Raw genomic sequence first — 14,380 nt, 5'->3', positions numbered from 1 at the left:
GGTGGTTTTACGGTATGGTTCGCGGCATGCACGCCGACACAAAAATACACCAACTTCTGGTTCAGCTTAACACGGTCATTGTGGGCAAATCGGCCCAGGTTTCCGACTGCGTGGCCTGTCTGCTCGCGGGTGGCCACCTGCTCATCGAAGACGTTCCGGGGGTGGGAAAAACCACGCTCGCGCACGCGCTTTCCAGGTCTTTCGGGCTGCAGTTTTCGCGCGTGCAGTTCACCGCCGACCTGATGCCCAGCGACCTGGTGGGGGTGTCCATCTACGAGCGCGGGCGCGAGAATTTCGTGTTCCACCCCGGCCCGGTGTTCGCCCAGGTGCTGCTGGCCGACGAGATCAACCGCGCCAGCCCCAAGACCCAGAGCGCCTTGCTCGAAGCCATGGAAGAAAAGCAAGTGACGGTGGAAGGCGAGACGCGCGCCTTGCCACACCCCTTCTTCGTGATCGCCACGCAAAACCCGCACGACCAGCTGGGCACCTACGCGCTGCCCGAGTCGCAGCTCGACCGTTTCCACATGCGGCTCTCGCTCGGTTACCCGGACCGCGCCGCCGAACGCGAACTGCTGCGCGGCGCCGACCGGCGCGACATGCTCGAACACCTGCAGCCGGTGCTGACCCCGGCCGACCTGGCCCGGCTGCAACAGGCCGTGGCCGAGGTGCACACCGCCGAGCCGGTGCTGGAGTACCTGCAGGACCTGGTGGCCGCCACGCGCTCGGGGCGCTGGTTCGCCCAGGGGCTCTCGCCCCGCGCCGCGCTCGCCGTGGTGCGCTCGGCCAAGGCGCAGGCCTACCTGAGCGGGCGCGACTACGTGGCGCCCGACGACATCGCCTCCATCCTGCCCCAGACCGTGGCGCACCGGCTGATCCCCGTGAGCAGCGCCGGGCGCGGCGCGGTGGAGCAGGTGCGCGCGATGCTGGAAGCGACGCCGCTTCCATGAACCACCCCCGCCGCGCTGCGCGCGACCCCCTCAAGGGGGCAACACCAGCGGCCTGGCAAAGCCAGTTCCGCGGTGTTTCTGGGTTTGGACACTTCGCTCCGGCAGGGTGGCTGGCTTTTGAGTGCCTTCCCAAGAGATCGACATATGCGGCCCGGCAAAGCCGGTTCCGCGGTGTTTCTGGGTTCGGGCACTTCGCTCCGACGGGGTGGCTGATTGTTCCCTTTTGAACCGGCATGAGCCCTGCCGCCCTGCGCCCTCCCGCTGCCGCTCCGGGCAACGCTGCTGTGCCGGCTGGCTGGCGCCACCCGCTGCGGGCCTTGCGTGGGCGACTGCAACGCTGGTGGCACAGCCGGCTGCCGCTGACCGACACCCTGGTCCTGGCCCAGCGCAACGTCTACATCCTGCCGACCCGGCCGGGCTGGATGCTGGCCCTCACCCTGCTTCTGCTGCTGGTCGCGAGCATCAACTACCAGCTCAACCTGGGTTACCTGCTCACTTTCCTGCTGGCGGGCTGCGCGGTGGTGGGCGTTTACGTGTGCCACGCCAATCTGCGCGGCCTCACCCTGCACCTGGGGGCGCCCGCGCCGGTGCACGCCGGCCAGGCCGCGGCGCTGGACATCCGGCTGTCCAGCGAACGGCGCCGACCGCGCTACGGCATTGGCCTGGGGGTGCTGGGCGACCGCATCGCCGGCCCCGCCGACGCCCACCTGGCCTGGACCGACGTGCCCGCGCAGGGCAGCGCGCTGTTGCAGGTGGCCTGGGCGCCCCCCACTCGCGGGCTGCACCGCCTGCCCCCGCTGACCGCGCTCACGCTGTTTCCGCTCGGCACCTTCCGTGTCTGGACGGTCTGGCGCCCGGCGGCGCAGGTGCTGGTGTACCCGGCGCCCGAAGCGCACCCGCCGCCGCTGCCCCCGGGTGAACCGCTCGCCGGCAGCTCGGGCGCCGCGCGGGTGCAGAGCACGGGCGAGTTCGACGGCGTGCGCGCCTACCGGCGCGGCGATCCGCTCAAGGCGGTGGTGTGGAAAAAAGCCGCCCAGACCTTCGCCGCCGGGCGAGACGACCTGGTCAGCCGCGACGCCCTGTCCACCCAACGCCAGCAACTCTGGCTCGATTTCGCCCACACCGGAGTGTCCGACGTGGAGGCCCGCCTTTCGCGCCTGACCGCCTGGGTGCTCATGGCCGAGGGCCTGGGGCTCGACTACGGCCTGCGGCTGCCCGGCCGCGAGCTTGCGCCCGACCAGGGCCCGGGTCACCGTGCCGATTGCCTGGAGGCCCTGGCGTTGGTATGAAGCACCCCCGCAGCGCTTCGCGCTACCCCCTCAAGGGGGCAAGCCGATGCGGCCCGGCAAAGCCGGTTCCGCCGGCTTCTCGGATCGGACACTGCGGCCCGGTGGTGTCCTGGGCTGGACCGCTTCATGCGTTGCGGGTGTCGCTCCGGCACCTTGGAAAACTGACATGAAATTCCCGCGCCGCTTCGCGTCGTCCGCCGTTCGCCCGGCCTCGTCTTTGCCCCGGGACACCCGCGACACGCTGTTCCTGCTGGCCGTGATCGCCTGGGTCGTGATGATGCAGATCGGCCAGATTCCGTGGTGGTGCACGGCGCTCACCGCCGGGGTGCTGGCCTGGCGCACCACCTTGGCGCTGCGCGGGCTGCCGTTGCCGGGCTGGGCCTGGCGCATGGGTTTGCTGGCACTCACCGTGGCGGCCACCTGGTGGACCCACCGCACCCTTTTGGGGCGAGAGGCTGGCGTCACGCTCATCGTGGTGCTGCTGGCGCTCAAGACGTTGGAGCTGCGCGCCCGGCGCGACGCCTTCGTGGTGTTCTTCCTCGCCTTCTTCACCCTGCTCACGCACTTTTTCCATTCGCAGTCGCTGCTCACCGCGGCCGGCATCCTGATCGCGCTGCTGGGCCTGCTGACCGCGCTGGTCAACGCCCACATGCCGGTGGGCCGCCCGCCCCTGGCCCAGGCGGCCCGCATCGCCGCGGGCATGGCGGCCATGGGCGCGCCCATCATGCTGGTGCTGTTCCTGCTGTTCCCCCGGCTGTCGCCGCTGTGGGGCATGCCCGGTCAGGACGAGACCGGCCGCAGTGGCCTGTCGAGCAGCATGCGGGTGGGCCGTTTCGCCGAACTGGCGCTCGACGATGGCATCGCGCTGCGCGTGCGGTTCGACGACGCGCCGCCGCCCCAGGGCCAGCTGTATTTCCGCGGCCCGGTGCTCAGCGACTTCGACGGCATCGAATGGCGCGCCCTGCGTTCGGGGTTTCCAACCTCGATGGCGCTGCCGGCCGACCTCAGCGTCTCGGGCCCACCGGTGCGCTACGAAGTCACCATGGAGCCGAACCGCCGGCCCTGGCTGTTCGTGTTGGAGGCCGCCACGCAGGTCCCCGAGGTGCCGGGCACGCACGCGCGCATGAACAGCGACCTGCAGTGGATCACCATGCGGCCCATGGACACCCTGGTGCGCTACCGGGCCGAGAGCCACGTGAACTTCCGCCACGGTCCGCTCACCCCGGTGGTGGCCCTGCAGGACCACATCGAACTGCCGGGCGGCTACAACCCGCGCACGCTGGCGCTGGCGCAGGCGCTGCGCCGCGAACACGGCAGCGGGCCGCAGGCCAACGCGGCGCTGATCGACGCCGTGATGCAGCGCCTGCGCACCGGCGGATACACCTACACCCTCGATCCCGGCGTGTACGGCCAGCACACGGCCGACGAATTCTGGTTCGACAAACGCGAAGGCTTCTGCGAACACATCGCCAGCAGCTTCGTGATCCTGATGCGCGCGATGGACATCCCGGCGCGCATCGTCACCGGCTACCAGGGCGGCGAGCTCAACGCCGTGGACGGCTACTGGACGGTGCGCCAGCGCGACGCCCACGCCTGGGCCGAGGTCTGGCTGCAGGGCCGGGGCTGGGTGCGCGTGGACCCGACCTCGGCGGTGTCGCCGGGCCGCATCGGCTCGTTCGAGCGCCTGCGGGCGCCCGAGGGCGCCATCGCAGGCGCCTTCCGCAACCTCAGCCCCACGCTCACGACCCAGCTGCGCGCGGCCTGGGAAGCGGTGAACAACCGCTGGAACCAGTGGGTGCTGAACTACACCCAGGGCCAGCAGCTCGACCTGCTGAAGAAGCTGGGCTTTTCTTCGCCCAGCTGGACCGACCTGGCCTATGTGCTCATCGGCGTGGTGGTGGGCGTGAGCCTGCTCGGCGCGGCCTGGACGCTCTGGGAACGCCAGCAGCACGACCCCTGGCTGCGCCTGCTGCAGCGCAGCCGCAAACGGCTGCGGCAGCTGGGCCTGGACAGCGGCGACCACCTGCCCCCGCGCGAATTGGCCGCCCAGGTGCAGCGGCACTTTGGCTCCACCGAATTCAGCAACCGCCTCGCACAATGGCTGCTGCGCCTCGAAGCGCAGCGCTACAGCCGCCACAGCCCGCTCACGCTGGCCGCGCTGCAACGCGAATTCCAGCAACTCACCTGGCCCCGGAAACCCCTCCATTGACCATCACCTTTCGCCTCTCTTCCGCCGCGCGGCGCGCGGCGTCGAGCGCGTCGGCACTGCTCGTGGCGCTGTGCCTGCACAGCGCCACCGCCCTGGCCCAGAACGGCAACCACGGCAACGCCAGCCCGCCGCCCCCCTTCACCTACGACCAGCACGAGGCCGCCATGGCCTTCGCCGACGACCTGGCCAGCCGCCGCAACCTTGACCCGGCCTGGGTGCGCCAGCAGATCGGCGCGGCCCAGCGGCTGCCGGCCGTGATCCGGCTGACCACCCCCGCCCCCAGCGGCACGGCCAAGAACTGGGCGGCCTACCGCGCCCGCTTCATCGAGCCGGTGCGCTTGCAGGCCGGGCTGCAGTTCTGGCAGACCCACCGCGAGCCGCTGGAGCGCGCCGAGCGCGAGTTCGGCGTGCCCGCGAGCCTGATCGTGGGTGTGCTGGGCGTGGAATCGCTGTATGGGCGGCACACCGGCAACTTCCGCGTGATGGACACGCTCACCACGCTCGCCTTCGACTTCCCCGCCAGCCACCCCCGGGCGGCCGCGCGCGCCGAGTTCTTCCGCAGCGAGCTGGAGCAATACCTCAGCCTGGCCCAGCGCACCGGCCAGGACCCGCTGGCCCTGCGCGGCAGCTACGCCGGTGCCATGGGCTGGCCCCAGTTCATGCCCAGCAGCTGGAGCAAGTACGCCATCGACTTCGACGGCGACAGCCGGATCGACCTCTCTGGCAGCCCGGCCGACGCGATCGGTTCGGTGGCCAACTATTTCAAGCACTTCGGCTGGCAGACCGGTCTGCCCACCCACTACCCGGTGGCGTTCGACCCGGCCACGCTGGACCTGGACGCCCTGCTCGCGCCCGACATCCTGCCCACCTTCAGCGTGGAACGCTTCACCGCCCACGGCGCCGTGCTCGAAGGCGCGGCCCTGCAACACAGCGGCAAGCTGGCCCTGATCGAGCTGCAGAACGGCGACCCCGCCAACGGCGGCGCCCCACCGAGCTACCTGGCCGGCACCGAGAATTTCTACGTGGTGACGCGCTACAACTGGAGCAGCTACTACGCGCTCGCGGTGATCGAGCTGGGGCAGGCCGTGCAGGCGCTGGTGGAGGGGCGGTAGCCCGGGAAGCGGCCGCTTCCCGGTTCGCTCAATGCACCGTGGGCACGAGGAAGTCCTGGCTGATGCGGCCACCGAGTTCGTTCACGCGGTCCAGGAACTGCGTGAGGAAAGCGTGCAGGCCGGTGGCGAGGATTTCGTCGATGCGCGCGTACTGCAGATCGGCCTTGAGCTTGCCGGCGCGGCGCAGCGTTTCACCCGAGATCTCGTTGGCCACCACGCTCAGGTTGGCCACCACCTCGTTCATGCTGGCGGCCAGGCTGCGCGGCATGTCGGGCCGCAGGATCAGCAGCTCGGCCACGCGCTCGGGCGTGATCACGTCGCGGTAGACCTTGCGGTAGACCTCGAAGCCGGAGACCGAGCGCAGGATGGCGCTCCAGTGGTAGAAGTCGTATTCCTGATCCTGCTCGCTGGCGGCGCCGAAAAAGTCGCTCTGCACCGCGTGAAACTTCACGTCCAGCAGACGGGCCGTGTTGTCGGACCGCTCCAGGAACGAGCCCATGCGGTAGAAATGGAAGGCTTCATCCTGCAGCATGGTGCCCACCGCCACCCCGCGCGAAAGGTGCGAGCGGTGTTTGACCCACTCGAAGAACGCGCCGGGGTCGCGCTCGAAGTCCTTGGACTTGAGGTAACTGGAGAGCTTCAGCCAGGTGCTGTTCTGGGTTTCCCACAGCTCGGTGGTCAGCGCCCCGCGCACGGCCCGCGCGTTCTCGCGCGCGGCGCGCAGGCAGGAGATGATGCTCGATGGGTTGGACTCGTCGCGCACCATGAAGTCCATGACGTTGCGTGGCGTGATGTCCTTGCCGTACTTGGTGGTGTAGGCCGGCATGAGCTCGCTGATGACGAGCAGGCCCTCCCACCCCACCTGCGCCACGGCGGCGGACTGCGGCAGCAGCGAAGTCTGGTAGTTCACGTCGAGCATGCGCGCGGTGTTTTCGGCGCGCTCGGTGTAACGGGACATCCAGAACAAATGATCGGCGGTGCGTGAAAGCATGTGTCAGTCCTCAAGTATCCAGGTGTCTTTGGTACCGCCGCCCTGTGACGAGTTGACGACGAGCGATCCTTCTTTGAGCGCCACGCGCGTCAGGCCACCGGGCACCATCTGCACCTCCTTGCCACTGAGCACGAAGGGCCGCAGGTCGATGTGGCGCGGCGCCACGCCACTCTGCACATAGGTGGGGCAGGTGGACAGGCTCAGCGTGGGCTGGGCGATGTAGCCGTCGGGCTTGGCCTTCACCACAGCGCGGAATTCCTCGATCTCGGCCCGGGTGGACGCCGGCCCCACCAGCATGCCGTAGCCGCCGGCGCCGTGCACCTCCTTGACCACCAGTTCGTCCATGTGGGCGAGCATGTATTTCAGGTCCTCGGGGTTGCGGCCCATGAAGGTGGGCACGTTGCTCAGGATCGGCTTCTGGCCCAGGTAGAACTCGATCATCTTGGGCACGTAGGGGTAGATCGATTTGTCGTCGGCGATGCCGGTGCCCACCGCGTTGCAGATGGTCACGTTGCCACTGCGGTACACGCCCAGCAGGCCGGCGCAGCCCAGCGTGGAGGTGGGACGGAACACCAGCGGGTCGAGGAAGTCGTCGTCCACGCGGCGGTAGATCACGTCCACGCGCTTGGGGCCGCGCGTGGTGCGCATGTAGACGAAGTTGTCCTTGACGAACAGGTCCTGCCCTTCGACCAGCTCCACGCCCATCTGCTGCGCGAGGAAGGCGTGTTCAAAATAGGCGCTGTTGTACATGCCGGGCGTGAGCACCACCACGGTGGGCTCGGCCGTGGTGGCCGGGCTCACGGCGCGCAGGGTTTCCAGCAGCAGGTCGGGGTAGTGGGCCACCGGAGCCACGCGGTTCTGGCCGAAGAGTTCGGGGAACAGCCGCATCATCATCTTGCGGTCTTCCAGCATGTAGCTCACACCGCTGGGCACGCGCAGGTTGTCTTCGAGCACGTAGTACTCGCCCACGCCCTCGGCGTTGGGTGCGCGCACGATGTCGATGCCCGAGATGTGCGAATAGATCTGGTTGGGAACGTCAACGCCCATCATCTCCGGGCGGAACTGCGCGTTCTGGAAAATCTGCTCGGACGGGATGAGGCCGGCCTTGATGATTTCCTGGTCGTGGTAGACGTCGTGGATGAAGCGGTTGAGCGCCGTCACGCGCTGCACCAGCCCCTCCTCCATGCTCTTCCACTCGTGGGCCGGGATGATGCGCGGGATCAGATCGAAGGGGATCAGCCGCTCGGTGCCGGCGCCATCTTCGTCCTTGGCACCGTAAACGGCGAAGGTGATGCCGACGCGCCGGAAGATCATTTCGGCCTCTTCGCGCCGGGCCGCCATCACCTCCTCGGGTTGCTGCGCCAACCATCGGGCGTAGTTCTGATAGTGGGCCCGGACCTCGCTGGGCGAGGCGTTCATTTCGTCAAACATCGGTTGGCTCATGGGCATTTTTCTCCTGACCACAGCATAGCAAGGACTGGGCCAGGGAGTGCGTTGTGGCGCGCCCAACCGGGCCTCTTCACCCCCTGAATTTCCAACCAACTCAATCGGCACCGCCCGATCCCGGCGCAATGGCACCCTCCTCCCTGGCGGGCAGCGGCGCGTCGGGCACCGGGCGGTGGTGCCAGTAGCGGCGGTGCTCTTCGCGGTGGCAATGCACCACGTCGGGCTCGGCGCTGTGCCAGCGCGCGGCCCCGCAATCGGGCGAGTTCACCCAGCGGATGCCGCGCTGGCGGTAGCGCTCCAGCACGGTGGCGGCCGGGTGATCAAAGCGGTTGCGGTAGCCGGACTGCACCAGCACCCAGCGGGGCTGCAGGGTGTTGAGCAGCACCGGGCTGGACGAGGTGCGGCTGCCATGGTGCGGCGCCAGCAGCACGCTGGCGCGCAGTTCCGGGCGGGCCAGCGCCAGGCGGGTTTCGCGCTCGGCGTCCAGGTCACCGCTCAGCCAGGCGCTCTGGCCCGCGCCGCTCACCCGCAACACGCACGACATGGCGTTGCTCGAGAGCCGCCCGCTGCCATCGGGCGCGTAATGCTCGGGCGTGGGGTGCAGCAGCTCGAAGTCCACACCGTCCCAGTGCCAGCGCTGGCCCGCCAGGCAGCGCCGCTGCGGGTCGCGGTCAAAGGACGAGAGCCAGCGCGCCTGCGGCCAGGCCGTCTGCACCGCCACCGAGCCGCCGGCATGGTCGCTGTCGCGGTGGCTCACCACCACCGCGTCGGGCCGCTCGCCCAGGGCGCGCAGCACCGGCACGACGATGCGCTGCCCGGCGTCGCTCTCGGGGCTGTAGCGCGGCCCGGTGTCGTAGAGCAGGCTGTGGCCCGCGGTGCGCACCAGCACCGCGCTGCCCTGCCCCACGTCCAGCGCCAGCAGCTCAAACTGGCCCGGCGCCGGACGCGCTGGTGTCCACAGCAGCGCGGGCCACACCAGCAGCAGGCCGGCGCCGCGCAGCGCCCAGGGCAGGCGCAACACCAGCAGGGCACCGCCCAGCACGGCCGCGAGCGCCAGCGGCGCCGGCGGTATCGCGCGGTGGATCGAAGCCCAGGGCCACTGGGCCAGCCACTGCAGCCCCACGCCCAGCCATTGCACCGCCAGCGCCGCCGCGTCCCACAACGGCGACAGCGCCACGCCCAACATCGCCAGTGGCGTGATCACCAGCGTGACCCAGGGAATGGCCAGCAGGTTGGCCAGCAGGCCGACCACCGAGAACTGGCCAAACAGCAGCAGCGACAAGGGCGCGAGCGCCACCGTCACCACCGCCTGCTCGCGCAACAGGGCCCCGCCCGCGCGCAGCGCACGCTGCGGGCGCGCCCCGTCGTCTGCAGCCTGGCGGGCGGTGCGCCGGCCCGGGTCGGTGGCAAACAAGATGCCCACCGCCACGAAGCTGAGCCAGAAGCCCGGCTGCAGCAAGGCCCAGGGGTCAAGCAGCAGCACCGCCACCATGGCCAGCAGCCACACCGCGGGCCAGGGCCAGTGCCGGCCCGAGAGCCGCAGGCCGACCACCACGGCCAGCATGACCACAGTGCGCTGCGAGGGCACGCCCCAGCCAGAGAACAGTGCGTAGGCCGCCGCCAGCGCCACCCCGCCCAGGCCCGCCGCCAGCGGCGTGGGAACGGCCAGCAGCGCGCCAGGCCAGACCCGGGCCAGCCGCCGCCACAGGCCACCGATGAGCGCCGTGGCCAGCCAGGCGAACATGGTCACGTGCAGGCCGGAGATGCTCATCAGGTGGGCCACCCCGGTGCTGCGGTACAGGTCCCAGTCGGCGCGCTCGATGGCGCTCTGCTCGCCCACCACCAGGGCGGCGAGCACGCCGGCGCTGCGCCCATCGTCCACGCGCTGCTCGATGCGCTCGCTGACCCACTGGCGTGCCGCCTCCACCGGGTGCCAGCGGGTGCGGCCCAGCCGCTGTGGCCGTGGATCGCGTGGGCCGTCACGCACATAGCCGGTGGCGCCCACGCCCTGCTCCCACAGCCAGCGTTCGCGGTCAAAACCATGGGGGTTGGCGTCGCCGTGCGGGCTGCGCAGGCGCACCGTGAAGCGCCAGCGCTCGCCAGCGAACAGATTGGGGCCGGGGCGTTCGGCCGCTGCCGGCGCCACGCCGGGCCCGGCGCCGCGGAACCAGCTCAGATGCAACAGGCCGGGCAGCGGCACCGGGTGTCCGTTGCGCGTGGCCGTCTCCACCGCCAATTCGAAGCGTTCGCCCAGCGAAGTGCGCTGCGGCAGCGAGGCCACGCGGCCGGTCACCTCGATGTCCAGGCCCTGCAGGCCGGGCTGCAGCGCCCCGGCCGCGAAGTGGACCGCGCGCACGCCGGTCAGGCCAAAGCCGGTCAGCAGGCCCGCGGTGATCACCACCACCAGGCCCAGCGCCGCGCCGACCCGTCCCCGCCCTAGCACGGCGCACCCGGACAGCAAGCGCCACCACAACCAGCCCACCAGCAGCAGGCCCACGCACAAGGCACCGAGGTACCCACCCCAGGGCCACAGGCCAGCCTGCTGCAACTGCAGGGCCACGCCCGCCACACCGGCCGGCAGCCCGGCCTGGGCGCTGCGCCGCAGGCTCATTGGTCGCACCCCGGCCCACTGCGAACGGCAGGGTTGTCATCACCATTTGGCGCAAGACTTGCTAGCATGCCTGCCAGCCGCGCGTACCAATGCCTGGCCTGCGAATCCATTGTTTTCTCACCCCCCTGTTGAAAGACACCAGCATGGCCATTCATGTTGCCCTGAGCCACATCACCCATTATCGGTACGACCGCCTGGTCAAACTCGGTCCCCAGGTGGTGCGTCTGCGCCCGGCGCCGCACAGCCGCACCAAGGTGCTGTCGTACTCGCAGAAGATCGAACCGGCGGGCCACTTCATCAACTGGCAGCAGGACCCGTTCGCCAACTACCAGGCGCGCCTGGTGTTTCCCGAGCCCACCACCGAGTTCAAGGTCACGATCGACCTGGTGGTGGAAATGGCGGTGCACAACCCGTTCGACTTTTTCCTGGAGCCGCGCGCCGAGGAATTCCCGTTCAGCTACGACGCCTCGCAACAGCAGGAACTCGCGCCCTACCTCGCCACAGCGCCGCTGACCGAAGAGCTCAAGGCCTACCTGGCCCGGGTGGACGTGAAGAAGCGCCGCACCATCGACTTCCTGGTGGACATCAACCAGATGCTCCAGCGCGACATCTCGTACACCATCCGCATGGAGCCGGGCGTGCAGACACCCGAAGAAACGCTCAAGCTCAAGAGCGGCTCCTGCCGCGACACCGGCTGGCTGCTGGTGCAGATGCTGCGCCACCTCGGCCTGGCCGCGCGCTTCGTCTCGGGCTATCTGATCCAGCTGACCCCGGACGTGAAAGCCATCGACGGCCCCAGCGGCCCTGAGAAAGACTTCACCGACCTGCACGCCTGGTGCGAGGTGTTCCTGCCCGGCGCCGGCTGGATCGGCCTGGACCCGACCTCGGGCCTGCTGGCCGGTGAAGGCCACATTCCGCTGGCCTGCACGCCGCAGCCCTCGAGCGCCGCGCCGGTCGAAGGCGCCATGGACAAGTGCGAGGTCGAGTTCGAGCACCACATGGGCGTGACGCGCGTCTACGAATCACCGCGCGTGACCAAGCCCTACACCGAAGAACAGTGGGCCGGTGTGGTGGCGCTGGGCCAGAAGGTGGACGCCGACCTGGAGAAACACGACGTGCGCCTGACCATGGGCGGTGAACCCACCTACGTGGCCACGGCCGACCGCGACGCCGCCGAATGGAACACCGACGCGCTCGGCCCCACCAAACGCGGCTACGCCACCGAGCTGCTGGGCCGGCTGCGCGAGCACTACGGCGCGGGCGGCTTCGTGCACATGGGCCAGGGCAAGTGGTACCCGGGCGAACAGCTGCCGCGCTGGGCGCTTTCGGTGTTCTGGCGCGCCGACGGCGAGCCCTGCTGGAACAACCCGGCCCTGCTGGCCGACGAACGCGACGCCGCGACATACGACGCCGACGATGCGCGCCGCTTCACGCAGGCACTGGCTCGCCAGCTCGGCCTGTCCACGCAGTACATCACCCCCGGCTACGAGGACACCTGGTACTACCTCTGGCGCGAACGCCGCCTGCCGGTGAACGTGGACCCTTTCGACGCCAAGCTCGACGACGAGCTGGAGCGTGCGCGCCTGCGCCGCGTGTTCACCCAGGGACTGGACGCCACCGTGGGCTTCGTGCTGCCGCTGATGGCCAATGGCCACGGCCCGCTGACGAACAACGGCAAGAGCGAGGGCTACCACCGCGTCTCGGGCACGGTGTGGTCCACCGGCCCCTGGTTCTTCCGCGACGAGCGCATGTACCTCGTGCCCGGCGACTCGCCCATGGGCTACCGCCTGCCGCTCGATTCCCTGCCCTGGGTCTCAGCCGCCGACTACCCGTACCACATCGAGCAGGACCCGCACGCCCCGCGCGACCCGCTGCCCAAGGGCGCCACCGTGCTGCACCAGCTCTCGCCGCACCAAGTGGGCGGTGGCTTTGCCGAAGGCGGCACGGTGTCGCTGCAGGGCACCGACTTTGGCCCCGCCGGTGGGCCGGCCATCGACGGCCAGCCCGGCACGGGCGCTGCGCCCGCCCAGGCGCTGTCGTCCAAGCTCCCGCAGCGCGGTGAATCGGCGGCCTGGCTCACGCGCACCGCGCTCTGCGTGGAAGCGCGCGACCCGCACCGCGCCAACGGCCCGAAGGCGGAAAAGGCCCACGGCGGCAAGAACCAGCACCTGTATGTGTTCATGCCGCCCATGCAGCGGCTCGAAGACTACCTGGACCTGCTGGCCGCCGTGGAGGCCACGGCCGAGATGCTGGGCATGAGCATCGTGCTCGAAGGCTACCCGCCGCCGCGAGACCCGCGCCTGAAGATGCTGCAGGTCACGCCCGACCCCGGCGTGATCGAGGTCAACATCCACCCCAGCAGCAGCTGGGACGAGCTGGTCGAGCGCACCGAGTTCCTGTACGACGCGGCCTACCAGACGCGCCTGTGCGCCGAGAAGTTCATGACCGACGGCCGCCACACCGGCACCGGCGGCGGCAACCACTTCGTGCTCGGTGGCGCCACACCGGCCGACTCGCCCTTCCTGCGCCGCCCCGAGCTGCTGGGCAGCCTGGTCGCCTACTGGCACAACCACCCCTCGCTGTCCTACCTGTTCAGCGGCCTCTTCATCGGCCCGACCAGCCAGGCGCCGCGCGTGGACGAAGCCCGCAACGACCAGCTCTACGAACTGGAGATCGCGCTCGCGCAAATCGAGAAAAACCGCGAGACCCACGGTCAGGACATGCCGCCTTGGCTGGTGGACCGCACGCTGCGCAACATCCTGATCGACGTCACCGGCAACACCCACCGCAGCGAGTTCTGCATCGACAAGCTCTTTTCACCCGACTCGTCCACCGGCCGCCTGGGCCTGCTGGAACTGCGGGCGTTTGAAATGCCGCCGCACGCCCGCATGAGCATCGCCCAGCAGCTGCTGCTGCGCGCCCTGGTCTCGCGTTTCTGGCAACAGCCCTTCGCCCACAAGCTCACGCGCTGGGGCACCGAGCTGCACGACCGCTTCCTGCTGCCCACCTTCATCCGCATGGACTTCGAAGACGTGCTCGCCGACCTGACCGAGTTCGGCTACCCGCTGGACATGGCCTGGTTCGAGCCGCACTTCGAGTTCCGCTTCCCGCTGGTGGGCGAGGTCTCGGCGCGTGGCATCGAACTCACGCTGCGCAGCGCGCTGGAACCCTGGCACGTGATGGGCGAAGAAGGCGCGCCCGGTGGCACCGTGCGCTATGTCGATTCGTCGCTGGAGCGCATCGAGGTGCGCGTGAGTGGCTACAACGACAGCCGTTACCTCATCACCTGCAATGGCCGCGCCATTCCCCTGCAAAGCACCGGCACCGTGGGCGAATTCGTCTCGGGCGTGCGCTACAAGGCCTGGAGCCCGCCGTCGGCACTGCACCCGTCGATCCCCGCGCACGCGCCGCTCACCTTCGACATCGTGGACACCTGGATGCAGCGCTCGCTCGGCGGCTGCCAGTACCACGTGGCCCACCCGGGCGGTCGCAACTACGACACCTTCCCGATCAACGCCTACGAGGCCGAGAGCCGACGCATGTCGCGCTTCTTCCAGATGGGCCACACCCCGGGCAAGCTGGTGGTGGCCCCCGCCACGCCGAGCCGCGAGTTCCCGTTCACACTGGATTTGCGGTATTGACCCCCCCGCGCCGCCTGCGGCGTCACCCCCCAGGGGGCGCCAGCAGCGGCCCGGCAAAGCCGGTTCCGCGCTGGCCTGGGTTGGCGTCGCCTCATGCGTTTCATATCGCGCTCCGTCGTCCTTGAACCCCACCT

At 69.7% G+C, this 14,380-nt stretch carries 8 protein-coding genes; 5 read left to right on the top strand and 3 right to left on the bottom strand.

Annotation, left to right across the window (positions count from 1 at the left end; all coding sequences use genetic code 11):
* The first annotated feature begins 26 nt into the window (after positions 1 to 26).
* From KIH07_RS13605 to mltB, 4 genes are all read left to right on the top strand, one after another.
* Positions 27 to 947 carry an AAA family ATPase gene (locus KIH07_RS13605; RefSeq protein ID WP_226492482.1) on the top strand — a complete coding sequence of 307 codons (921 nt, stop codon included), beginning with the start codon at positions 27 to 29 and terminating at the stop codon, positions 945 to 947.
* 233 nt (positions 948 to 1,180) lie between these two features.
* The gene (locus KIH07_RS13600; RefSeq protein WP_226492481.1) at positions 1,181 to 2,236 is read left to right on the top strand and encodes a DUF58 domain-containing protein; all 1,056 of its coding nucleotides are present in this window, start codon (positions 1,181 to 1,183) and stop codon (positions 2,234 to 2,236) included.
* 166 nt (positions 2,237 to 2,402) lie between these two features.
* Positions 2,403 to 4,445 carry a transglutaminaseTgpA domain-containing protein gene (locus KIH07_RS13595; RefSeq protein WP_226492480.1) on the top strand — a complete coding sequence of 681 codons (2,043 nt, stop codon included), beginning with the start codon at positions 2,403 to 2,405 and terminating at the stop codon, positions 4,443 to 4,445.
* Between the two features lie 2 nt (positions 4,446 to 4,447).
* Positions 4,448 to 5,557, top strand: coding sequence for a lytic murein transglycosylase B (gene mltB / locus KIH07_RS13590; protein ID WP_226494706.1), 1,110 nt, complete (start codon positions 4,448 to 4,450; stop codon positions 5,555 to 5,557).
* A 28-nt stretch (positions 5,558 to 5,585) separates the two neighbouring features.
* On the opposite strand, the gene KIH07_RS13585 is transcribed toward mltB, so the two are convergent.
* From KIH07_RS13585 to KIH07_RS13575, 3 genes are all read right to left on the bottom strand, one after another.
* Complete coding sequence (locus KIH07_RS13585) at positions 5,586 to 6,548, bottom strand: alpha-E domain-containing protein (protein WP_226492479.1); 963 nt, start codon at positions 6,546 to 6,548, stop codon at positions 5,586 to 5,588.
* Positions 6,549 to 6,551: 3 nt separating this feature from the next.
* Positions 6,552 to 7,991: a circularly permuted type 2 ATP-grasp protein gene (locus KIH07_RS13580; protein ID WP_226492478.1), complete on the bottom strand. Its 1,440-nt coding sequence runs from the start codon at positions 7,989 to 7,991 to the stop codon at positions 6,552 to 6,554.
* A gap of 100 nt (positions 7,992 to 8,091) precedes the next feature.
* Positions 8,092 to 10,605 carry a DNA internalization-related competence protein ComEC/Rec2 gene (locus KIH07_RS13575; protein WP_226492477.1) on the bottom strand — a complete coding sequence of 838 codons (2,514 nt, stop codon included), beginning with the start codon at positions 10,603 to 10,605 and terminating at the stop codon, positions 8,092 to 8,094.
* 143 nt (positions 10,606 to 10,748) lie between these two features.
* On the opposite strand from KIH07_RS13575, the gene KIH07_RS13570 reads away from it, so the two are divergent.
* Positions 10,749 to 14,246, top strand: a complete 3,498-nt coding sequence (locus KIH07_RS13570) for a DUF2126 domain-containing protein (RefSeq protein ID WP_226492476.1) — start codon at positions 10,749 to 10,751, stop codon at positions 14,244 to 14,246.
* Positions 14,247 to 14,380 lie beyond the last annotated feature (134 nt).

Source organism: Hydrogenophaga taeniospiralis, assembly GCF_020510445.1.
Lineage (GTDB): Bacteria > Pseudomonadota > Gammaproteobacteria > Burkholderiales > Burkholderiaceae_C > Hydrogenophaga.
This window is presented reverse-complemented; position numbering and strand designations above follow the sequence as displayed.

Excerpts from the sequence above, each read along its gene's own strand:
- KIH07_RS13570 (WP_226492476.1), top strand. The coding sequence starts at position 10,749 with ATGGCCATTCATGTTGCCCTGAGCCACATCACCCATTATCGGTACGAC.
- KIH07_RS13580 (WP_226492478.1), bottom strand. The coding sequence starts at position 7,991 with ATGAGCCAACCGATGTTTGACGAAATGAACGCCTCGCCCAGCGAGGTC.
- KIH07_RS13605 (WP_226492482.1), top strand. The coding sequence starts at position 27 with ATGCACGCCGACACAAAAATACACCAACTTCTGGTTCAGCTTAACACG.
- KIH07_RS13595 (WP_226492480.1), top strand. The coding sequence starts at position 2,403 with ATGAAATTCCCGCGCCGCTTCGCGTCGTCCGCCGTTCGCCCGGCCTCG.
- KIH07_RS13600 (WP_226492481.1), top strand. The coding sequence starts at position 1,181 with ATGAGCCCTGCCGCCCTGCGCCCTCCCGCTGCCGCTCCGGGCAACGCT.
- KIH07_RS13575 (WP_226492477.1), bottom strand. The coding sequence starts at position 10,605 with ATGAGCCTGCGGCGCAGCGCCCAGGCCGGGCTGCCGGCCGGTGTGGCG.
- KIH07_RS13585 (WP_226492479.1), bottom strand. The coding sequence starts at position 6,548 with ATGCTTTCACGCACCGCCGATCATTTGTTCTGGATGTCCCGTTACACC.